At 36.3% G+C, this 19,673-nt stretch carries 22 protein-coding genes and 2 pseudogenes; 10 read left to right on the top strand and 14 right to left on the bottom strand.

All coding sequences use genetic code 11. The features are described 5' to 3' along the window. Positions 1-256, top strand: a pseudogene (locus H1P_RS37535) (hypothetical protein); the annotation flags it as partial. Here H1P_RS37535 and H1P_RS18755 read toward each other — a convergent pair. The 4 genes from H1P_RS18755 to H1P_RS18740 form a co-directional block, all read right to left on the bottom strand. Then, complete coding sequence (locus H1P_RS18755) at positions 236-832, bottom strand: hypothetical protein (RefSeq protein ID WP_144870161.1); 597 nt, start codon at positions 830-832, stop codon at positions 236-238. The pseudogene H1P_RS37535 and the gene H1P_RS18755 overlap by 21 nt on opposite strands. A 385-nt stretch (positions 833-1,217) precedes the next feature. Further along, positions 1,218-5,207: a magnesium chelatase subunit H gene (locus H1P_RS18750; RefSeq protein WP_144870159.1), complete on the bottom strand. Its 3,990-nt coding sequence runs from the start codon at positions 5,205-5,207 to the stop codon at positions 1,218-1,220. 458 nt (positions 5,208-5,665) lie between these two features. Then, positions 5,666-6,358, bottom strand: a complete 693-nt coding sequence (locus H1P_RS18745) for a leucine-rich repeat domain-containing protein (RefSeq protein ID WP_144870157.1) — start codon at positions 6,356-6,358, stop codon at positions 5,666-5,668. A gap of 161 nt (positions 6,359-6,519) precedes the next feature. Beyond that, on the bottom strand, positions 6,520-7,557 hold the full coding sequence (locus tag H1P_RS18740) for a YheT family hydrolase (RefSeq protein WP_144870155.1): 1,038 nt from the start codon (positions 7,555-7,557) through the stop codon (positions 6,520-6,522). Between the two features lie 354 nt (positions 7,558-7,911). Here H1P_RS18740 and H1P_RS18735 point away from each other — a divergent pair, with 354 nt between their 5' ends. After that, the gene (locus tag H1P_RS18735; protein ID WP_144870153.1) at positions 7,912-8,280 is read left to right on the top strand and encodes a 2Fe-2S iron-sulfur cluster-binding protein; all 369 of its coding nucleotides are present in this window, start codon (positions 7,912-7,914) and stop codon (positions 8,278-8,280) included. Positions 8,281-8,393: 113 nt separating this feature from the next. Next, entirely contained in the window at positions 8,394-8,843 is a 450-nt protein-coding gene (locus tag H1P_RS18730; RefSeq protein ID WP_144870151.1) for a GNAT family N-acetyltransferase, read from the top strand. Positions 8,844-8,914: 71 nt separating this feature from the next. Here the strand turns inward: H1P_RS18730 and H1P_RS18725 are convergent, their stop codons facing one another. Next, complete coding sequence (locus H1P_RS18725; RefSeq protein ID WP_186376037.1) at positions 8,915-9,331, bottom strand: hypothetical protein; 417 nt, start codon at positions 9,329-9,331, stop codon at positions 8,915-8,917. A gap of 159 nt (positions 9,332-9,490) precedes the next feature. Then, positions 9,491-10,228 (bottom strand): HPP family protein, encoded by a 738-nt coding sequence (locus tag H1P_RS18720; protein WP_144870149.1) that lies wholly within the window; start codon positions 10,226-10,228, stop codon positions 9,491-9,493. 213 nt (positions 10,229-10,441) lie between these two features. Here H1P_RS18720 and H1P_RS18715 point away from each other — a divergent pair, with 213 nt between their 5' ends. Together H1P_RS18715 and H1P_RS18710 are read left to right on the top strand one after the other, a co-directional pair. Continuing rightward, positions 10,442-10,969: a thermonuclease family protein gene (locus H1P_RS18715; protein WP_186376036.1), complete on the top strand. Its 528-nt coding sequence runs from the start codon at positions 10,442-10,444 to the stop codon at positions 10,967-10,969. Positions 10,970-11,033: 64 nt separating this feature from the next. Next, positions 11,034-11,852 carry an inositol monophosphatase family protein gene (locus tag H1P_RS18710; RefSeq protein WP_144870145.1) on the top strand — a complete coding sequence of 273 codons (819 nt, stop codon included), beginning with the start codon at positions 11,034-11,036 and terminating at the stop codon, positions 11,850-11,852. Positions 11,853-11,897: 45 nt separating this feature from the next. Here the strand turns inward: H1P_RS18710 and H1P_RS38960 are convergent, their stop codons facing one another. Further along, entirely contained in the window at positions 11,898-12,026 is a 129-nt protein-coding gene (locus tag H1P_RS38960; protein ID WP_281291188.1) for a RidA family protein, read from the bottom strand. Continuing rightward, complete coding sequence (locus H1P_RS18705) at positions 12,001-12,297, bottom strand: RidA family protein (RefSeq protein WP_222427116.1); 297 nt, start codon at positions 12,295-12,297, stop codon at positions 12,001-12,003. The genes H1P_RS38960 and H1P_RS18705 overlap by 26 nt, the downstream gene beginning before the upstream one ends. Before the next feature lie 728 nt (positions 12,298-13,025). On the opposite strand from H1P_RS18705, the gene H1P_RS18700 reads away from it, so the two are divergent. Continuing rightward, positions 13,026-13,391: a roadblock/LC7 domain-containing protein gene (locus H1P_RS18700; protein WP_144870143.1), complete on the top strand. Its 366-nt coding sequence runs from the start codon at positions 13,026-13,028 to the stop codon at positions 13,389-13,391. Positions 13,392-13,457: 66 nt separating this feature from the next. Here H1P_RS18700 and H1P_RS18695 read toward each other — a convergent pair whose 3' ends face one another. Then, a complete protein-coding gene (locus tag H1P_RS18695; RefSeq protein WP_144870141.1) occupies positions 13,458-13,946 on the bottom strand; it encodes a GNAT family N-acetyltransferase in 489 nt (162 codons plus the stop codon). Between the two features lie 191 nt (positions 13,947-14,137). On the opposite strand from H1P_RS18695, the gene H1P_RS18690 reads away from it, so the two are divergent. Beyond that, positions 14,138-14,533, top strand: coding sequence for a hypothetical protein (locus H1P_RS18690; RefSeq protein ID WP_186376035.1), 396 nt, complete (start codon positions 14,138-14,140; stop codon positions 14,531-14,533). Positions 14,534-14,537: 4 nt separating this feature from the next. Here H1P_RS18690 and H1P_RS18685 read toward each other — a convergent pair whose 3' ends face one another. The 3 genes from H1P_RS18685 to H1P_RS18675 form a co-directional block, all read right to left on the bottom strand. Beyond that, entirely contained in the window at positions 14,538-15,044 is a 507-nt protein-coding gene (locus H1P_RS18685; RefSeq protein WP_144870139.1) for a hypothetical protein, read from the bottom strand. 72 nt (positions 15,045-15,116) lie between these two features. After that, the gene (locus H1P_RS18680; protein WP_144870137.1) at positions 15,117-15,995 is read right to left on the bottom strand and encodes a phosphodiester glycosidase family protein; all 879 of its coding nucleotides are present in this window, start codon (positions 15,993-15,995) and stop codon (positions 15,117-15,119) included. Positions 15,996-16,216: 221 nt separating this feature from the next. Continuing rightward, positions 16,217-16,450, bottom strand: a complete 234-nt coding sequence (locus H1P_RS18675; RefSeq protein ID WP_144870135.1) for a winged helix-turn-helix domain-containing protein — start codon at positions 16,448-16,450, stop codon at positions 16,217-16,219. Between the two features lie 379 nt (positions 16,451-16,829). Here H1P_RS18675 and H1P_RS36270 point away from each other — a divergent pair, with 379 nt between their 5' ends. Further along, positions 16,830-16,982, top strand: a complete 153-nt coding sequence (locus H1P_RS36270) for a hypothetical protein (protein WP_186376034.1) — start codon at positions 16,830-16,832, stop codon at positions 16,980-16,982. 306 nt (positions 16,983-17,288) lie between these two features. Here the strand turns inward: H1P_RS36270 and H1P_RS18670 are convergent, their stop codons facing one another. Together H1P_RS18670 and H1P_RS18665 are read right to left on the bottom strand one after the other, a co-directional pair. Further along, positions 17,289-17,618: an antibiotic biosynthesis monooxygenase gene (locus H1P_RS18670; protein WP_144870133.1), complete on the bottom strand. Its 330-nt coding sequence runs from the start codon at positions 17,616-17,618 to the stop codon at positions 17,289-17,291. Positions 17,619-17,918: 300 nt separating this feature from the next. Then, positions 17,919-18,101, bottom strand: coding sequence for a hypothetical protein (locus H1P_RS18665; protein ID WP_144870131.1), 183 nt, complete (start codon positions 18,099-18,101; stop codon positions 17,919-17,921). 33 nt (positions 18,102-18,134) lie between these two features. Between H1P_RS18665 and smpB the strand changes: the two genes are divergently transcribed. Beyond that, complete coding sequence (gene smpB / locus H1P_RS18660; protein WP_144870129.1) at positions 18,135-18,602, top strand: SsrA-binding protein SmpB; 468 nt, start codon at positions 18,135-18,137, stop codon at positions 18,600-18,602. Positions 18,603-18,922: 320 nt separating this feature from the next. Next, positions 18,923-19,673: pseudogene (locus H1P_RS38340) on the top strand (ISKra4 family transposase); the annotation flags it as partial.

The raw sequence follows: 19,673 nt of genomic DNA, 5'->3' as shown, positions 1-19,673 counted from the left end.
GCACATCTCGGTTTGGATTTGTCTATACCTGATAATATTATTTTGTTATTTCAACCTCCTTACTGTCAGTAACGTTAATCCGATTGAAAGATTGTGGAAAGAAGTCAAAAAATTCTTGAAAAATAAAGTCTTTGATTCCCTAGATTTTTTAAGAAGAAAACTAGCAAATATCTTAGCTGAATTTACTCAAGCAGATATCGCTTCCATTACGGGATTTGATTTCATTCTCGATGCATTATCTGTAGCTGGACTTTAGGAAATTGGTATAATACCCTTTAGTAATTAACGACCAATTTCTAGCAGCCGATGGTAAATTAAGTATCTTGACATCATCACCTTCTCGCTTTTGAAAAAATTCTTCATCTAATAAATCGAATTCTGGCGGAACTTTGTTTTTAATATTTTTCCGTAGATTTGATTTGTTTTTATCTTGCTCTCTTTTTTTCTTGTCACATTCGCAATCGAATATTTTTAAATTTTTCTGGCGATCTTTATCCCAAAGTTTAATTATTCCTGTTTGAGTTTGTCCTTGTCGATCTTTACGATCTTCAGGAAGTTCTAAAATACCCAAAAAATTCTCTAAAAAATTAAGACCCGATTTGATTTGAGCTTCAGTTAGCCCACCATCGCGTGAATCTTTTACTATTAATTCTTCTAATGCAGAGTTATTATACGTAACGGTTAAACTATTTTGGTTAAATTTGGCAGTTAAAGGTTTTTTCGACTGATTGCGCCATTCTGGTATTGTCTCAGCTTCAGCTAATAGAATAAAATCTTCAAGTAATCTTTTGGCATGACTTTCAGATTTCTTCCCATAACTATATTTAGGCATATTTCAGAGAGTCCAAAAATATAAAATTTTGTAACGAATTCGGCAATACCAGAAGTAATCTAACTACCCCGAAGTTATTCAAAGCCTTGCTCTAAAACTATTATAGAGATTATATCAATTTCGCTTGCTTTGGGTTGGTAACCATAGGATTTGCTGTAACTGTAGAGTTCAAGTCGTACTAAATGCAGTTACACAAACAAGATAAAAACTCTTATAAATGGTTTAACCGTTTACGTTGGTTGTTTTTGTTCGTTCAAATCATTTTCTGGCTTATCTGGCAAATTCTGAAGATTTTGGGGGTAATAAATTTGTAAATAAAAAAATAGGGGCGCATTTTTACGTCCCTACAATATCAAAAAATTAAATTTCCAAAACTGGGAATTATTTATTCAATTCCTTCAATTTTGTCTTCTACTTCTTGATACAATTCACGCAATCTGTCGAGGTTTTCTTCAGAAGTTTCCCAATAACCGCGTCCATTAACTTCCAGTAGAGTACCAACAATCTTACGGAATGAATTGGGGTTCATATCCATCAGACGTTTGCACATTTCAGGGTCGTCAATGAAAGTAGTGTTGACATCTTCGTAAACCCAGTTATCTACAGCATCGGCGGTTGCACTCCATCCCATAGTATTAACTAAACGTTTGGATAGTTCGCGTACACCTTCATAACCATGGCTCAACATACCTTCATACCATTTGGGATTGAGTAGTTTGGTACGTGCGTCTAAACGAACAGTTTCAGAAAGGGTGCGAATTTGAGCATTAGCAGTGGTAGTGTCAGCAATGAAAGCGGTGGGTTTTTTACCATCATCGCGAAGACTAGCAACGATTTTGGTGGGGTCAGAATCGAAGTAATGGGATACGTCAGTAAGACTGATTTCCGAAGAGTCTAAGTTTTGGAATGTTACATCCGCAGTTTTGAGGGATTTCTCAAAAATTTGTCGGTTTTCGCTCATAATTCCTGGGTTATCGGAATCGAAAGCAAAAGATTTGCGGTTGAGATACATATCCTGTAACTCTTTTTCTTCTTCCCAACTGCTATTTTCTACCGCGAGGTTGATGTTAGAAGAGTATGAACCAGAGGAATTAGAGAAGATGCGGGTTGCTGCTTGGCGCAGATTAATACCCATTTCTTCTGCTTGTTCGAGGGCGTGTTTGCGAACGAAGTTCATTTCCACGGGTTCGTCGGCTTCGGCTGCCATTTTAACTGCTTGGTCTAATAGGTTCATTTGGTTGATGAACAGGTCACGGAAAACACCAGAACAGTTTACAACTACGTCAATACGAGGACGACCTAATTCTTCTAAGGGGATAAGTTCGAGTTTGTTAACTCTACCTAATGCATCGGGTACGGGACGTACACCCACCATCCACATGATTTGAGCTAAAGATTCACCGTAGGTTTTGATGTTATCTGTTCCCCAGAGGACACAAGCGATAGTTTCAGGATAGTTACCATCGTTATCTTGCTTTTGTTTTTCGATCAATCTGTCTACTACTACTTTGGCGCATTTTACTGCTGCTAGGGTAGGTATAGATTGGGGGTCTAAGGCATGAATGTTTTTCCCTGTGGGTAAGACGTTGGGGTTACGGATGGGGTCGCCACCAGGGCCAGGTAAAACGTATTCTCCTTCCAATGCTTTGAGGAGTCCGCCTAATTCTTGGTCGGCGCAAACTTGCTCTAAGCAGAATTCGAGGTATTCAAAGAGAGGTTTGAGAAGGTCTTTATCTACGTTGGTATAACCTAAGTCGTGTAACGCTGCAACCCAAGGTTCTTTTTTACCGATATTTAAGAAGTTGAGTTTGGAAACCATGGAAACTCTACCTTCAGCATCGATTTGCGCTTTAACTAATGCAGCTACTGCTTGGCGAGTTGCTTGGGTAATGTCTTGGAATAGCTGTACATCTTCTAATACCCCACGGTCATTATTAACATAGATTTCATCAATGCTTCTCTCAACACTTTGAGCAATAATACGAGGAAGAGAGACAAGTCCGTCTTCTTCTCTATCTAAAGCTGCAATGTTAACCAGAGTCGCAATAGCTTCTTCTGCGGTAGGGGGTTTTCCAATAACGTGCAAGCCACAGGGTAAAAGACGAGATTCGATTTCCATCAGTTTTTTGTAAACTAAACCGATGATGGTGTCTCTTTCTAATTGGGTTAATTCTTTGGCAGCTTTTTCAGGGAAGTCAATATCTTTATCGAGATTAACAATCCGTGCTTGATCCATTACTGTATCAACAATCTGGATACCACGACCGCTATCTTTGAGGCTTTGGTAAGAACCAATCAACTCGCCTAATTCTTTTAACCCTTTATATAGTCCTGCATTTTCCGCAGGAGGAGTTAAGTAAGAAATGGTGGAAGCGTAACCGCGACGTTTAGCAATAGTTGCTTCACTAGGGTTATTGGCTGCATAGTAATAGATGTTGGGAATAGAACCAATCAAGCTATCGGGATAGCATTCCCCAGACATCCCCATTTGTTTTCCTGGCATAAATTCTAACGAACCATGAGTACCAAAGTGAAGTACCGCATCGGCACCCCATATTTTTTCCAAGTAAGTGTAGTAAGCTGCAAAACCGTGATGAGGTGAAGCAGATTTAGAAAACAACAGTAACATGGGGTCGCCTTCGTAACCGAAAGTAGGTTGTACCCCAATAAAAACATTACCGAAATGTTTGCCGTAAATTAGGAGGTTTTGTCCATCACTATTAAGATTTCCTGGTGGTTGTCCCCAGTTTTCTTCTAGTTTCTCAGAGTAGGGAGTGAGTCTTTCGTACTCTTCGACAGACATTTTGTAAGCAACGTTTAATTCAGGAGAAGCATATTGTGCGGTAGCATCATTAATGACCATCTCCATCAATTCTTTAGCATTGTTAGGCAACTCAGGAAGGTCGTAGCCGTTACCTTTAAGACCTGTTAATACTTCATAGATAGAGCCAAAGACATCTAAGTAAGCAGCAGTACCCACATTACCTTTATCGGGAGGGAAACTAAATACAGTGATCGCAACTTTCTTTTGTAGTTTAGGTTTTTTGCGGAGATTTCCCCATTTCATGGCTCTTTGTGCGATCGCTTCTATTCTATCCTGTAAAGCGATTGCACGTCCAGTATTCCCATCACGACCAGATAAAATAATTGGTTCTATTGCACCGTCTAGTTCGGGTATTGCAATCTGTAAAGCTACTTGAACGGGGTGTAAACCGAGTTCGCTGGCTTCCCATTCTTCTGTAGTTTGGAAAACTAGAGGTAGAGCTACCATGTAAGGACGATTGAGGCGTTTTAAAGAGTCAATCGCTTTAGGATGATCTTGTCTAGCTGGCCCTCCTACTAAAGCAAAACCAGTCAAAGAAATAACCACATCTACTAAAGGTTGTGGCTTTGTACCATCGGTAACTTCCCAGAAGTATTCATCTACAGGTTTAGAGAAGTCTAATCCCCCAGCAAATACAGGAAGTACTCGCGCTCCCATAGCTTCTAACTCCTGTACCATTGCTACATAGTGAGCATCGTCTTTAGTAACCAGGTGAGTACGTTGCAAGACAATCCCTACACAAGGGGCTAAGGGGTCTTTTAAATCATCAGAAATATCACTACGGCTGTTATACCAGTTGAGATATTCTTTGACATCCTCAAACATTTCTGAGGCTAAGGGATGCCAGACACCCATATCAGGATAGACAATAGGCTCTTCGTAAACTACTCCGTCTGCAATATTCTTATCTTGATAAACGTATTTATCTGCCAACATCAGCAGGAAGTTCTCTAAGTTATCGGAGTTCCCCCCTAACCAATACTGGAAGCTCAACATAAAGTTACGAGCATCTTGAGCTTTTTCTACAGGTAAATACTTTAATACTTTGGGGAGGGTGCGTAACAACTTGAGCATCGCATCTTGGAAAGAGCTTCCAGAGTTTTCTTTCCGTTTCCGCATAAACTGAGCAATCGCACTTTTGGACTGTCCTAACTGTGCCATGGAGAAGCTACCCATCTTGTTAAGGCGCATCACTTCAGGCATTGAAGGGAATACAATAGCAGCATCTAAACGCTCTCTGTGAGGAGTAACTGCTGCTACTACTTTTTGTGCTAAATCTTCAATGAAGATCAAAGATGCGATAAAAATATTGGCTTGGGCTACATCTTGCTGGAAACTGTTGTAATTGTCTTCGTTTCTTAATTCTTCGATTAAGTAACCACTCAGTTCGATTGCTAAATGAGGGTTGTTTTGATTGATCTTTCTAGCTGCTTCAGTCAGGGTGCTTTGGTACTGAGGCTCTAGCACTACATAGACCACTCTAAGCAAATCACGCCCATTAAGGTCTTCTGGGGTTACGCGACGTATGGTGGACTTGACGTGAGTGAACATAGACTTGATTCTCCTTACTTTGGACGGGGCGACTTGCTTTGTTTCGGTTCTAGCAGGTTAGTAAGCCTACTGAGACAACGGGTTACTGTATAAATGTTTTTATCAAAAAATGTTGCGTAAAAACCGCACATCTCTTTATTTGACACAATTTTATAAAAATAATGATACAGTTTGTAACAAAATTTTACTTAAATTGTGAGTATTTACTCAGATTTCCTAAATAAAAATTAACATTAACTTGTTTGACAAAATAATATAATTGTGTAATATAAATTTGCGATTTCGTTCTGTTTAAAGGCGATCGCCTTTATCAAAACCAATGTTTTAACAAGATATTACTCTATATGATGAGTAAATTTGATGATTATTAGTTAGGTTGTTTTTGTGTTGTGGAGATAATCTGACGCAAAGACGCAAAAGTATTTATCTGTTTTTTGTGTAGATTTATTAGGAGTTTTTTAAATTATTTTGTTTTTATCTTCAAGACTTGTATGAGATTTTTTCCAAAAACTACCACGACCGTAACAACCATGCTCAAAATAGTTAAAAGGACTAACCTCAATTTTATCGGCAATAGGATTACCTCCGATATAAGCTTCTTTTAGAGATTTCATTAAGTCTAAATTTAAAGGAATTCGAGTAAAATTATTTCCAAATAAGAATAATTTTTCAATTTTATCTAATTTATGAATTGACTCTGGAAGCTTGTCCAATTGATTAGATTTTAAACTTAAATAAGATAGTTTTTTCAAATTAGACCAATCGATATCCACTTTAGATAGAAGATTACATCCCAAATCTAGTCTTTCTAGATTAACTAAATTAGAGAAATTATTTGGTAATTCTGTTATTTGATTATTCCAAGCATTAAAATTTCTCAGCATAATTAACTTAGTTATGCTTTGAGGAATAGAATCTATTTGATTATGAGAGATATCTAAAATTTCTAAATTCGGTAATCTATCAAATATATCTGATAATTTTTTAATTTGATTATAACTTATATTTAGTGACTTAAGATTTACTAAATTAGTAATATTTTCTGGGATAAATGTTAGTTTATTATGTCTGAGATCGAGTCTTTCAATGTTTGTTTGCTGTAAAATATGCTCTGGTATTTCAGTTAACTGTTGAAATGAGTATGCAACCATCGCTTTAATTTTGAAGATTATGATAAATATAAAGTAACAAGATTAATAATATAGGCTAGTATATAAATAAAAAAATATCTATTTTAAACTTCAATCATCCAAAATTATTTTAGTTTAAAATAACCAGTATTTTATCTAATTAGGCTATTATTTATGTTCAATCACTTCATTGAATTAATCCAATTTAAAATGCGATTCCATGCCCACCAACAATCACGATCGCCGATTGTTTTTTGATAGTAAGGACTGCTAAGATAGCCTACATGACCACCAGATTTAGTTAAGATTAATTCAATTGCTTTATTATCTTGACCAACCTTGTTTAAATCAGGAATAATATTAGGCGCAAACATCGGATCGTCTTCTGCATAAAGAATTAAAGTAGGCTTACTAATTTTCGGCAAAATTTTAAAAGCACTACTAGCAGTGTAATATTCTTCTACAGAAGCAAAACCCAAACGAGGAATTACTAATTCGCGATCGAAACCCCAGATAGTATTTGCTGCTTCAATGGCTGAGAGAGAGAAATCTTGAGGATGATAGGAGTGTAATTTGAGAGCTAGTTTTTTGAGTTCTTTGGCGATCGCTTTTTCGATATACTTACCTAAAGGATGTTGCATTAAATAGGGTAAAGAACGATTAGAGTCCAAATTAGGACAAATTACTGCACCTCCTGCCACATCAGAAGCTTTTAAACCGTTAATCTCTAGAAACTGCGAATAATAAATACCCCATAAAGCTAATTGTCCCCCTAAAGAATATCCTGTAAACCAAAATGGCGCGGGACAACCAAGAGCTTTACTTTCTGCTGCAATACTGACAAAATCTTTTCCTTCATTAATACCGTCAGAAGTTAGAGAAGTAGATAACTTTGCAGATTCCCCATGAGCGCGCCAATCAAATAAAATTACTGCATAATTTTGCTGGTAGGCTTTTCTTCCTAGTATTTTCAGAAACCACTGATTATCGAGAGTTCCTGTAATACCATAAGTACCGATAATTGTTCCTTGAGGATTTTCAGGAATTGCTACCCAAGCAAAAAGAGGGATTTCTCCCTCTGTAAACACAACTTTCTGGTATTTTGGCTCTGGTTCAATTAGAGTTTGTTCCCAGGTTTTACTAGAGCGAAACGCACTATAGATAGTCATTAAAAGACCATTGTTTAATAGTAAGGGAGGAGTAAATGAGGAGTAGAGCATGATATCGATCTGGGATTGGGGGTATCTCTAAGAACAGGATACTATAACCTTTTAATGTTTTTGTTTGATAAGAATTACATTCAATTTTTTAACAGTCATTGAACAAGGAAGTTTGGTACAAATTTTCACTCATTACTCATTGACGAGTTACTCATTACTTCTTTTTTTTACTCCCACACCTTTTTTCGCTCACCCAGAGATTACTAAACAATACGAGCATCGCTTCCACGTCTGTCCTACTTTGTAATAGTTTATTGAACCCCTTATGAGATCCCCAATCCTTCATCTTTCATTCCTCATCCCTCATCCTTTTCACGCTATGATCTTTATTGTCAGCCTGTTATCAACCAAGAAATGAGTAAACTGCATCGAATCACAATTCGCGATCGCCGTACCCAAAAAACCTATCAAGTAGAAGTCCCTGAAGATCGCTACATCTTGCATACTGCGGAGCAACAAGAGGCAGTACTACCTTTCTCTTGTCGTAATGGTGCTTGTACCGCTTGTGCCGTGAAGGTTATTTCAGGAGAATTAGAACAACCCGAAGCAATGGGTTTATCTCCTAAACTAAAAAAAGATGGTTATGCTTTGTTATGTGTCAGTTATCCTCGTTCTGATTTAGTAGTAGAAACTCAAGACGAAGATGAAGTATATGAAATGCAATTTGGTCGCTATTTTGCTAAGGGAAAAGTCAACTTTGGTCTGCCTTTAGACGAAGAGTAATTATTAGCATTGCATGGTTATTAGATAATTTTAGGCTGGAAAGCTAAAAAGAATTGGCGTTGCTGAATTAAGATATAAAACAATCAGAAGTCTTTATAGTTTATAAGACGCTAATGAAAGCCTCTGTAAATTTTACGCTCCGTCAAGCAACAATAGATGATGCACCACTCTTCTATAGCGTTATCGCTCGAACAATGCGCGATTTAATCATAGCTACTTGGGGTGTATGGGACGAATTACTAGTTCAACGCGAGTCTTATGAAGATAGCAGTTCACCTAACGCGCAGGTGATTCAAATTGGTGATGTTTCTGTTGGTGTGTTTACAGTCGAAAGATTTCCGACATACATTCAACTTGAGCAAATATATCTTTTACCTAAATACCAACGCCTAGGTATTGGTACAAGATTGCTTAATAGTCTTATTTCAGAAGCATCACAATCTCAGATTCCAGTTCGTCTTCGCGTCTTAGCGGTTAATTCAGCAAAAATGTTCTATGAAAAATTCGGGTTTGCCGTCACTAAAGCTACGTCAGATTTTCTCTATATGGAGAAGTCGCCTTAATATTCTCAGAACGTTGCCTAATTTAAGATTTTTGTATTTATCGAACTCAGGTTGAATTAGATATTTTTGGATTAAGAAGCCGAATTACGATAAAGATCGTCACAATAAGATGCCCAAATTACTCCGATAATAGCGGTTATCAATCCTGAGATCGCGCCTGCTAATCCTAAACCTAACGTACCTAAAACAGTCATTAGTTGACCTATCATTTTAGTAATACCTTTAGAGAGAATAAAAGTAGTAATCACGCTAAGACAAGTAACAGCAAATAAATCTTGTAAAATTAAAAAATTGTTTTTTTGAGATAGCTGTTCGTCAAAATAAGCATCCCAAACAATAATAAACATCACCACATTAGCAAAAGTTAAAAGCATTTTTTTGATGATTTCAATCTCTAACCAAGGAGCAGCAGTAACTAAAGTATTCCCAATAGCGATCGCTAATATAGTGTAAATAACCCGCTTTCTTTTTCGATCTAATTTACTCACAAGATTGCCTATTTATAGAGTTACTCAGTTTAATTTAAGATTTAAAATATAGCTAGTCTGATTTAATTTCCCATTTAGAAAATACCTACATCCCACAGACCCTATAACCTACATCGGATATCAAACAGTAACTTAAATACGTGATAGCTTAAACAAGGTTTATAACCAATGACGGGGATAAGAACGCTCTGGCATAAGATTATTAAAAGCAAAAGTACAGAATAGTAAAATAATCGATCCAGCCAATACGGGAGTCAAGATAAAACCCCAAGTAGCCTTACTTAAAACTCCTACCAAAGCCACAGCACCGCCTGGAGGATGAAGAGTTTTCGTTAACTGCATGACTTTAATTGCGGTAGCTACAGATAAAGCCATAACCCAAGGCTCTGAGCCGAAAAGAGTCACCATTAAGACACTAACAATTCCTCCTATTAAATTACCGAAAATCAAATTGCGGGGTTGAGCCAAAGGACTATTCGGTACAGCAAACACTAAAACCGCAGCAGCACCAAAAGGAGCAGCAATTACAGGATAACCAGAAGCAATACTTAGATAAGCTAATGCACCAATTCCGAAAAAGCTTCCTAAATAAGAAACTAAGATCTGGGTAACAGAGAATCTCGGCTGATAAGTAGCACTACCATGAATACCAGCAAGATACTGGGTAAAACTCCGCCAAATACGCTTCAAGATAGAGCCTCTTTTCTGGCTAGGCTTAGATTTAGCAGCAGGATTTTTGAGTCTTTCTAATTCTTGAGTTAAAAAATTGATTTGTTCTTGTTGCTGTTTAAAGATATCTTCGTAGTTATGTAGTGTTTGCTCTTGTTTGACTAATTCCAGTGAGTCGCTCATAGATGAATTTTGTTCTGCCGAGTTTCCAATTTGAGTGCTATCCATAGAATTACTCAAAACAACTGTTTAATTTACTTGGTTTAAAATACTAATCAGTATATTAATATACAGCATAATAATAACGTTCGAGTTGTAAGGCAATATTATTGATGCATTTAATTCAATATTTCAATGCAATTTACGATTGTTATGAGTTCATGTTTTATGAGTTCATGTTGTATTAAGAAATACTTAATAATTTATTCGATCGATCATATTTTGCTGCTTTCCAAAATTGTTTCTCAGGCTATTGTTTTAATTATTTGTTTATTTCTCTGGAGTTGTAGCGTTACAGAAAGAGAAATTGACGGGAGGAAATGCCGACGGTCAGTCGGCATATTCCACTCCCGTGTTGACAGAAATGCTTTATCTGCTCAGTTGGTCAAAGTTGTTAGCGGACAAACTATTGAGGTCATAATTCCCCAACAAGATAATCAACTTCAAAGAGTAAGAATTATTGGTATTGATGTGCCAAAGCTAGAAGATACATTGGGTCGCGAACAAGGAAAAACAAGGTTAAAAGAGTTACTTACTGACAATAAAATCAATTTAGAACTAGAAAGTGATGAACGGGATCGTTACAACCGTATTTTCGCCCATGTCTGGCATCATGATACTTTGGTCAGTGAAGAGTTAGCTAAAGAGGGTTATGTATTAGCCAATACTAAATATCCCCATAAGTATAGCGATCGTATTTTCCATGCTCAAGAATACGCACGTATTTTGGGTTACGGTATTTGGAAATAATAATACAGTAATCAGCGATCGGTTACCAGTTATCAGTTCATAAAACTAACCACCACCAACCAACATGAGCCAAGAATTACTAACCTTTTTAGATATCGCCAGTGAAGCAGCTTTAGCAGCAGGAGCTATTTTACAGGATAAATTTTGTAATCTGGAGAATATTCAAAACAAAGGTCGTCCAGGGGATTTAGTCACCGAAGCCGATAAAGCAGCAGAAGCTAAGGTATTGGAATTATTAAATCGTCATCTTCCAGACCATCAAATATTAGCAGAAGAATCAGGGACATTAGGAGGAAACGATCGTAAATATCTTTGGGCGATCGATCCTTTGGATGGTACAACTAATTATGCTCATGGTTATCCTATCGCTGCGGTATCTATTGGTTTAATGATTGATGGTGTTCCTCAAGTGGGAGTAGTTTACAATCCTTTCCGCGATCAATTATTACGTGCTGCTAAAGGTTACGGTGCAACTTGTAATCGTAATCCAATTGTGGTTTCCAAAACAAAAGAGTTAGAAGATACAATTTTAGTAACAGGTTTTGCTTACGATCGCCGAGAAACTACCGATAATAACTATGCAGAGTTTTGCTATCTGACCCATTTAACCCAAGGTGTGCGTCGTAGTGGTTCAGCTTCTATCGATATAACCGATGTGGCTTGTGGCAGACTGGATGGTTATTGGGAAAGGGGTTTAAGTCCTTGGGATATCACCGCAGGGATTGTAATTCTCCAAGAAGCAGGGGGAAAGGTAACGGCTTATGATGGAAGTACTATAGATATTAATTCTGGTCGTATTTTAGCTACTAATGGCTTGATTCATGATAGCTTGAGTAAGGCTTTAAAAGAAGCTCCTCGTTTACCAGATAATCTTTATCGCTAATTGGGTTTTACTTTGGTGATGTAATTTACACGCTCGGCAATTATATTAGCCAATACTTGCTATTGCTTCAATTTCGACGAGGGTTTCTGGCGATGCGAGAGAAGCAACTCCAATACCTGTTACGGCTGGACGAGACTCACCCAAAAAGCTAGAAAGAATAGGTGTTGCCGACATTCATGTGTTCTCCTAATTCACCTCGAATATAAACACGAACTTGCAATAACTTGTCAATTGATGAACCAGAATTTTCTAAGGCAATTGTAAGATTGTTGAGAGCCTTTTTCATTTGACCTTCAACAGACTTTTCTGTAGTCTCATACTGATGATTCCAATCTATTTGTCCAGAAATAAAAACTAATTCTGATTTAGTATCGATAACAGCTTGCGACATACCAAATGCAGCACCATCAAATAATTCTTGTGGATTAATTAGTTTCTTACTCATTTTTACTTTCTCGTTTACTATTTTTTTTACTTCTTAATTCTAAGATTCAGATTTCAATTTTAAATTTTCAAAATAATTTTATATTTTTATGATTGCTATGTATTACATGGTTTTCATTGGCAATTTTTTCTAACCAATCAGTCCGTGTAATACTCCATTATTTTGCTATAGTACCTAGATTTTCTCACATATTATCAGTAGCCTTAATACTGTGAACTTTTCTTTCAGCTTCTTGCTTATTTTTAAACTGTACTTTTTTATTTCTGCTTTACATATTTATTCCGTGTAATATACGAATTATTTATTTTTATTTTTCGCATATTATGACAAAAGAAAATATTATTTTACAAACAATAAACAGTCTTTTTTTTACATAATCTTTAAAAAGCTATATAAAAAAATTATAAATAAAGCTAAATTAAATAAAAAATAAAAATCTAAGAATAAAACTAATAATAACATGATTAGTTTTGTATACAATAAGCCAATGTGCATAAAATATTGTGTATTTATTTGTTATCGATCGATTACTCCCACTCTGCCCAATCTCAAGTAACAAACTAAATGCGTAACTACTTAAAATAAGTAGTTTTTTTGATAAGAAAAGATCGGGATTGGAGATACTTCAATTCACTTCATCTATGAGATAAAGTCAAGACTTTCAAGCTCTAGATTGAAAATTGTCCAAACCATGAAAATAACATAACTTAATAAACATAATTCCTCAAATGACTAAAGTACAAGAATTGCTTCAAGATTTTGTCACTAAGAATATAGATATTCAAGGAGTTCTGATAGCTGGCTCTCAAGAAAATCATCCAATTTATGATTTTTTCTGCAATGAGAGTAAGAATAATAATAAAGAAATATTAGTGAATTTCTTTCCATTAATAGATCATTTTCAAAGAGATTTAACTATAGGAAAAGTAGAAAGAATTATTATCGAAGGGGAAAAAGGATATTGTGTTTTAGTAGGTTGTCAGAAAAGTTCAATTTTATTAGTGTTAGCAGATAAAGAGCTAGTTAAAGGTTGGTTGTTTCTAAAGATCAAAGAATTAGTCAAAGGAATAAACACATTAGTAATTGCGGACTAAGATTGTAATTTGATGGGCATTATTAACAAAATTAGTGGGTAGTTGATACTTATTCTGATAATATAATTAATTTCCTGCTGTTAATTCCAAAATCATTTCATTCTTGGGAACAAAACCCAAACTTTCATAAACACGTTTACCATGAGGCGAAGCATGAAGAATAGCATGAGTACAATTTAGAGTATACAGATAAGCGATCGCTTTTTTAGTTAATTTGGTAGCAATTCCCTGACGACGATAATCAGCTTCTACATAAACATTCCAAATATAACCATAGTGCCGAAAATCAGATTTAAAAGGAGTAGGATATAAACCTGCAAAAAGCTGACAGCTAACTGAACCAATTACTCTATCTTCTACTGTTGCAACAAAAGCTTGAAAAGACAAATTTTGCCTTGCTTTAACAATAAAATCGATGGTGTCTCTTTGCCAATCAGCACGAATAGAATCAGGTGACACATTATTATCTAACCACAGTTGATAGAAATGCCGAGCAATCAAATCATCTTCTGAATTATTAGCTTTTCTGATAGTGAAATTTAGTTTTTTGTCCATAAATAAAATAGAATTTGTCTACTATCTGTTTATTAGAATCAAGGATGATTGGAAAAATGGCGATCTCGAAGAGATCCGCTTCGCGGTGCGCAAATTTAACAAAAATTTTATTTTTAACACTAACAATAGTCTTTAGTGGGTTTTCTGCGATCAATAATTTTTCAGTATCAAAACCGAAATCTGTTTTAGCCATGACAAAAAATAACACCATTGCTCAAGTTTTAAAAGTTGCAGTGACGGGACAATCTAATAATTATACTTTTGCAGTGACCCTCAGCAGTCCCGATACTGGGTGTAACCGTTATGCTGATTGGTGGGAAGTTATCACCCCTCAAGGTGAATTACTTTATCGTCGAGTCTTGTTACATTCTCATGTAGATGAACAGCCTTTTACTCGCACAGGAGGTACGGTAGCAATTGAACCTCAACAAGAAGTAATTGTTAGGGTGCATATGTCTGCTGATGGTTACAGTCCAATGGCTCAAAAAGGAACAGTAGAATCGGGTTTCGCTGCGGTAACCTTACCCTCTGAATTTGCGGTTAATCTCGAATCTGTCGAGCCTCTTCCTGGTAATTGTGCTTTTTAAAAACTTACTGACTTGCTTTTTTATAAGCGATTATTACTCTGTCTAAATATAATTCATCAGTGACAACATTAACTGTCCTGATAAGAAGCTCTTTTACTATTTCAAGAGAATCACTTATTTTAGTATCTCCATCATTATATCTCAGCTTTTTTCTGCTACTTTTATTAATAGGTGTTGCCCACGATGGTATATTATCGGCGATCAAATAGAAGTTTGACTTATAAAAGTTTAATTTGCCATCAAAAGGTATAACATCACTACAGACACCCTCAGAATCAAACCATTGCATTTGAGGATTTCCCGTTTTTTCTTCTGTAAATTTGCCGTCTGGAGTAATAGTTAAAGTTAAGCCTTCTGTTAGCTCTATTTGCTCTATCAATTCATGGCTTTTACCATCTAACCATTTTGACACTCCACTAGGGTCTGGTTGTTTGTTAATAAATTCAACTTCACTTTTGGTTGAAGTGCTACCAATTAATAACCACGTTCCCACCAAAATCTCAATATCCATCTAATTTCTTTGACTTAATTTACTTGCTATTCACCACTGCCAGAGATATATACTAAATGCTCTAATAGCTAATTACTGTACTACCAACACAGATTTTAAAGGACGTTGTACTTTGTTCCCTTCTCGATCTAACCTGCCGTAATAAGTCTTACCCTGATAGTAGAGAGATGATGAACTTCCCCCATCGAGATTCATCGCTTTCATTGCTCCCAAATCTTTGAGAAAGGCTGTCAAACCAGGTAGAGACATTCCAGATTTATTCGGATTTTTCTGTCCTACCATTGCCAAAATAATATTCCCTTTTGAAGTAATCGCTACTGCACTACGAGCATTAGGACTATCAACACCAATAGCGTTCCGAATCAGTTTACCATTCTCATAAGCAGTAAAACCTTCTGCGATAGAAGTATCTATTGGTAATAATTGAGGGCCTGCACCTAAAGCGTCTTGTAAAATACAGTTAGCGGGTACAACAGCACTATGAAGAGTAATATCGTAACGAGTCTCTGCGCCACACTGATAGCGACGAAATTCAGCACGATTGAGAATTTTCCCCAAATATGGCTTGAGATCGGGGTTATCAATTAATCTTTCGTTAATACGAGGGTCGGCAACTAAATTTGTATCTTGGATAATATAGGATGTTGTCTTTTGATTTTGAGGATCGAAATAACCTCCATTAATTGCTGCAATAACATTATTTTTGCTGGCAAACTGTTCGAGAGATGTTAACTCTGCTGCTACTTCTGGAGTGATGGTGTGATTGCTATGAACAGGAATAGTTACTACATGAATTTCACTGTCAGGCTGTTGATAGACTTGGTAATTAATATCTAATGCTGCTGAAGAGACATAATGCGAACCGAAAATTAACATTAATCCCAGACTTAAAGAAACAGCGTGACGTAACAGCTTAATCTTTTGGAGTTTCAGAAATACTTGGCGAACCATTTATAGCCGTACAAAGTTAGGTTAGGACACATAGATTATCGGCTCGGAAGTAGCAAGCCCTAAAGGATACCGCTACGCATATAGCAAGTAGCAATTTATAAAAATTTCCTAATTACCTCTCCCAGTCTCCTCTTCTCTCAGTCTCCCGTCAACCAAAACATTTATCTTTATCGATCTATTACCTATTACTTTTCCTCACCAGAAAACTTTTGTAGCTAATTCTAATTCGTGCGGGGATAATAAATCAAGTTATTACTAACTTTACTTTTTCTGGCACGAACTTTCTTGGCAGAAATTAACTGTTTGAGACAAATTTGTAACATCGATACGGGACGATTAACTTTTTGACTCATTTCTTTAATCGTAATTCCAGTTTCTCTATTTTCTATGATTTGTAAAACTCTTTCTTTGGTATTAAGTCCTGGTGTGGGAGTAATAATTTTGATGTAGGTCACAGAATAGTCCTATTAAGTTACAATAAATTCAGTAGGAATACTGAGTAAGATTCTGTAGATATAACTATTTTTTGGCACTAGAATATAACCCACCAGTGTTTGTACTGATAAGCGATTATCTACAATCTCATCGCCTGTTATACTGCCTATTTTTTAAAGTGGCAACTAATTTTTTGAAAAAAAATAGCCCTAAAAAATCTTGACGATAAATATCAGAGGAAAGTCGATTTTATATTTTCTTTGTTGTCCGACTCTTTCCCATTCTAAATTGAGGCATTATTGGTTAGACGTAGCTGTAACGTTTAACGAGTTCCATGATTACGATGAAGCTGACACTATGATTGAGCAATTTATCGATGGTTATAAAACTGTGCGGAACATGAAATTTGATTCAAAAACAATTATCATGTTTCGCGGACTATCTGCAACACTCTACGCTTCTTGGGTGTTTTCCCCTGAGAATAACTGGGTAACAGCGACTAAACTAGATTACGGTAAAGATGCTCTTGAACAGATTCAACGTATCGTTTGAGAGAAACTGTCAATTATCATAATTTTATATTTCTTTGATAATTCGTCTGTGGGGCTGCCGAATCTGGATTTTATCTTTTTCTGCTTCTAATTCTCTCTCTCCATTTTCTGTATATTCTTAACTTATCAAGGAGAAAAAATCTTGACGGTACAGAAATTAGCGGATCGTGCCGATTCATACCCAATACTACTACAGTTTTGCAAGAATGCGATCGCACTGTTGGCGAGGCGCGTCTAAGGCAATCGCATCCTAGTTTGAACAACGCCCTCTTTATGACTACTTTCTGGGAAATTTTTAAAATGAGAATTAATTGCTGTTTATTGTGCCGATTTCGCTATTGACTTCGTAAAAAGAAGTAACTGGGGGTTTGACAAAGAGATGAGCCATCTCGTCCAGAATGGCTTTGTAGGCTTCAGACATATTGTCTTGCATAGTGCCGATTTCATCCCACATAATCACGGCGATACCTTCATCAGTGCCAGGTTTTTGAAGTAAGTATGCACCTTTAAATCCCTTAGTATAGGTAGAAACGGCTTGTTCGTATAATTTTTGTGCTTCGGGGAATGTTCCTGGCTTAAATTCACCCATAGCTACATAAGCATACTTATGTTTCAGAAAATCGACAAATTCAGACATAACGATTTTTTATCCTTAAAATTAATTCAGGTAATTTGATAAAAAGCAGAAGCGGTATAGAAGTTGGAATTAAAACCCTTTAGAGAACCAATACCTCATTTTTATCACCAATTATCACCTTATCAACGATCGGTAAATTAGAAAAAAAGTTCTTTCAGAAGCTCTTTCTAAAGTTCTAAGAGGTGTCAAAAGAAGTACGAAGGCTTCTTGTTTAGAAGAGGCTTACACCTCTGCCTTTCCCTTGTTCCGTCTGATAGGACGGGGCTTGTATCTATCACGGAAGAAGGAAGAAGAAAAGCATTACTTCATACCTCGCGCCTTGAAGGGTGAAGCCCTGGTCATCAATGCCCAAAAGCGATCGCCTATAAAATGGTAAAATGGCATCATTGAGATACGATCGCTATTTTCCTTCTTGCTACAGATAACTTTATAGTTAGCCACCTCTCTAAGTTCGTGATGATATACTGGTAAGTCCGACACCATATTGGGGCTGTAATCAGGTAAAGATAGTATAAGATGGCAGAGAAGAAAGGTGGTATCAAAATAATTAGCGATAACCGACAAGCACGTTATCTCTATGAAATCTTCGATACTTACGAAGCAGGAATCGAGTTATTAGGTACTGAGGTTAAATCTATTAGAGAGGGTAAGCTTAACCTGAGAGATGGCTATGTTTTAGTCCGTAATGGACAAGCTTGGCTTACCAATGTCCATATTTCTCCTTACACAAGGGTAAGTGAATATTTTAATCATGAGCCTCGTCGTTCTCGTAGGTTATTATTACATAAGCAAGAAATTAATAAACTAATCGGACAGGTAGAGCAAAAAGGTTTAACTTTAATCCCTCTCAAGATGTATTTTAAAAATGGTTGGATTAAGGTAAGTATTGGTCTTGCTAAAGGTAAGAAGCTACACGATAAACGAGAAACTGCTAAACGCCGTGACGATCAAAGAGATATGGCAAGAGCAATAAAGCGCTATTAATTAAATCATTAATTATGATGGAGATAACAGCTTAATAAGTGATAAGCAACTCCTATAATCTTAAATTCTCGAACAATTAAACTAATATGAAATATAAAAATTGACGCTATATATTTTATGTGTAGCAAACTTTTAAATATCTCATAAGTACCCAGACAGAATTAATTACACATTTAGCTTTCTCTATTGCCTCTTGCCTCTTGCCTCTCTCAACTAGGAAATTAATTGGGAGCAAGTCAGTTTTGATAGAACAAGAGAACTAGAGAGTTTAGAGAGAGTAAGCGGTAACATGAAATGGAAGTTGATTGATGGCAAAATAGATGGATTCCCAGAAAGAGGCACTCTTAGCACAGCATTTAGAAGCTATAGCTGCTCTACTTTATGAAGAAACAAAACCAGATCAGGTAGAGAGTCTAGCAAAAATAGAAAGCACGATTAGGGAGCAAACTTTACAGTATATCACTCCTCAATTAGGCATTTTTTTATCCAACAAGCTACAGGAACATCAGCAGGAAGAAGGCGAAAAATAAAAAGTATTATTGGAAACCTGAGTATCAGTGAGAAACAAGCTGACAAACTGAAAATTAAGTCTCATAAAAGAATTAGTCCTTATTTAACCGAATGCTGTTTGAGGGCAAGTGCAAATGTATCCTATGAGAACGCAGCTAAAGATGTAGAAAGATACACAGGAATTTTTGTATCGGCAAAAACACAACAAAGGTTAGTTCATCGTCATCAATTTGATGAAGTTACTTGCACAGAAGAAGTATCAGAAATCAGTGTAGATGGGGGTAAAGTGCGTTTGAGAACAGAAAACAGAGGCGAGCCTTGCGTTTGGAGAGATTATAAGGCGGTATGTATACATGGACAATCTAGAGTAGCTTGGTTTCAAGAGAATCAGAAGTTAATCACGTGGGTCAATTATCAACCAATAGCTCAACTCCTAACTTGCATTGGAGATGGTCACTCAGGGATTTGGAATTTGATGGCAAAATTTAACCCTCAAGGAGAAACCAGAGAGATTTTAGATTGGTTTCATTTAGCCGAAAATCTTTACAAGGTTGGCGGTTC

It is taken from the genome of Hyella patelloides LEGE 07179, assembly GCF_900659865.1.
Lineage (GTDB): Bacteria > Cyanobacteriota > Cyanobacteriia > Cyanobacteriales > Xenococcaceae > Hyella > Hyella patelloides.
Note: the sequence above shows the minus strand (reverse complement) of the source record. Positions and strands in the feature narration are given on the sequence as shown.

Bases quoted from the DNA above. Each gene is read 5' to 3' on its own strand.
- H1P_RS18755 (WP_144870161.1), bottom strand. From the start codon at position 832: ATGCCTAAATATAGTTATGGGAAGAAATCTGAAAGTCATGCCAAAAGA.
- H1P_RS18750 (WP_144870159.1), bottom strand. From the start codon at position 5,207: ATGTTCACTCACGTCAAGTCCACCATACGTCGCGTAACCCCAGAAGAC.
- H1P_RS18745 (WP_144870157.1), bottom strand. From the start codon at position 6,358: ATGGTTGCATACTCATTTCAACAGTTAACTGAAATACCAGAGCATATT.
- H1P_RS18740 (WP_144870155.1), bottom strand. From the start codon at position 7,557: ATGCTCTACTCCTCATTTACTCCTCCCTTACTATTAAACAATGGTCTT.
- H1P_RS18735 (WP_144870153.1), top strand. From the start codon at position 7,912: ATGAGTAAACTGCATCGAATCACAATTCGCGATCGCCGTACCCAAAAA.
- H1P_RS18730 (WP_144870151.1), top strand. From the start codon at position 8,394: ATGAAAGCCTCTGTAAATTTTACGCTCCGTCAAGCAACAATAGATGAT.
- H1P_RS18720 (WP_144870149.1), bottom strand. From the start codon at position 10,228: ATGGATAGCACTCAAATTGGAAACTCGGCAGAACAAAATTCATCTATG.
- H1P_RS18710 (WP_144870145.1), top strand. From the start codon at position 11,034: ATGAGCCAAGAATTACTAACCTTTTTAGATATCGCCAGTGAAGCAGCT.
- H1P_RS38960 (WP_281291188.1), bottom strand. From the start codon at position 12,026: ATGTCGGCAACACCTATTCTTTCTAGCTTTTTGGGTGAGTCTCGTCCA.
- H1P_RS18705 (WP_222427116.1), bottom strand. From the start codon at position 12,297: ATGAGTAAGAAACTAATTAATCCACAAGAATTATTTGATGGTGCTGCA.
- H1P_RS18700 (WP_144870143.1), top strand. From the start codon at position 13,026: ATGACTAAAGTACAAGAATTGCTTCAAGATTTTGTCACTAAGAATATA.
- H1P_RS18695 (WP_144870141.1), bottom strand. From the start codon at position 13,946: ATGGACAAAAAACTAAATTTCACTATCAGAAAAGCTAATAATTCAGAA.
- H1P_RS18690 (WP_186376035.1), top strand. From the start codon at position 14,138: ATGACAAAAAATAACACCATTGCTCAAGTTTTAAAAGTTGCAGTGACG.
- H1P_RS18685 (WP_144870139.1), bottom strand. From the start codon at position 15,044: ATGGATATTGAGATTTTGGTGGGAACGTGGTTATTAATTGGTAGCACT.
- H1P_RS18680 (WP_144870137.1), bottom strand. From the start codon at position 15,995: ATGGTTCGCCAAGTATTTCTGAAACTCCAAAAGATTAAGCTGTTACGT.
- H1P_RS36270 (WP_186376034.1), top strand. From the start codon at position 16,830: ATGAAATTTGATTCAAAAACAATTATCATGTTTCGCGGACTATCTGCA.
- H1P_RS18670 (WP_144870133.1), bottom strand. From the start codon at position 17,618: ATGTCTGAATTTGTCGATTTTCTGAAACATAAGTATGCTTATGTAGCT.
- H1P_RS18665 (WP_144870131.1), bottom strand. From the start codon at position 18,101: ATGGTGTCGGACTTACCAGTATATCATCACGAACTTAGAGAGGTGGCT.
- smpB (WP_144870129.1), top strand. From the start codon at position 18,135: ATGGCAGAGAAGAAAGGTGGTATCAAAATAATTAGCGATAACCGACAA.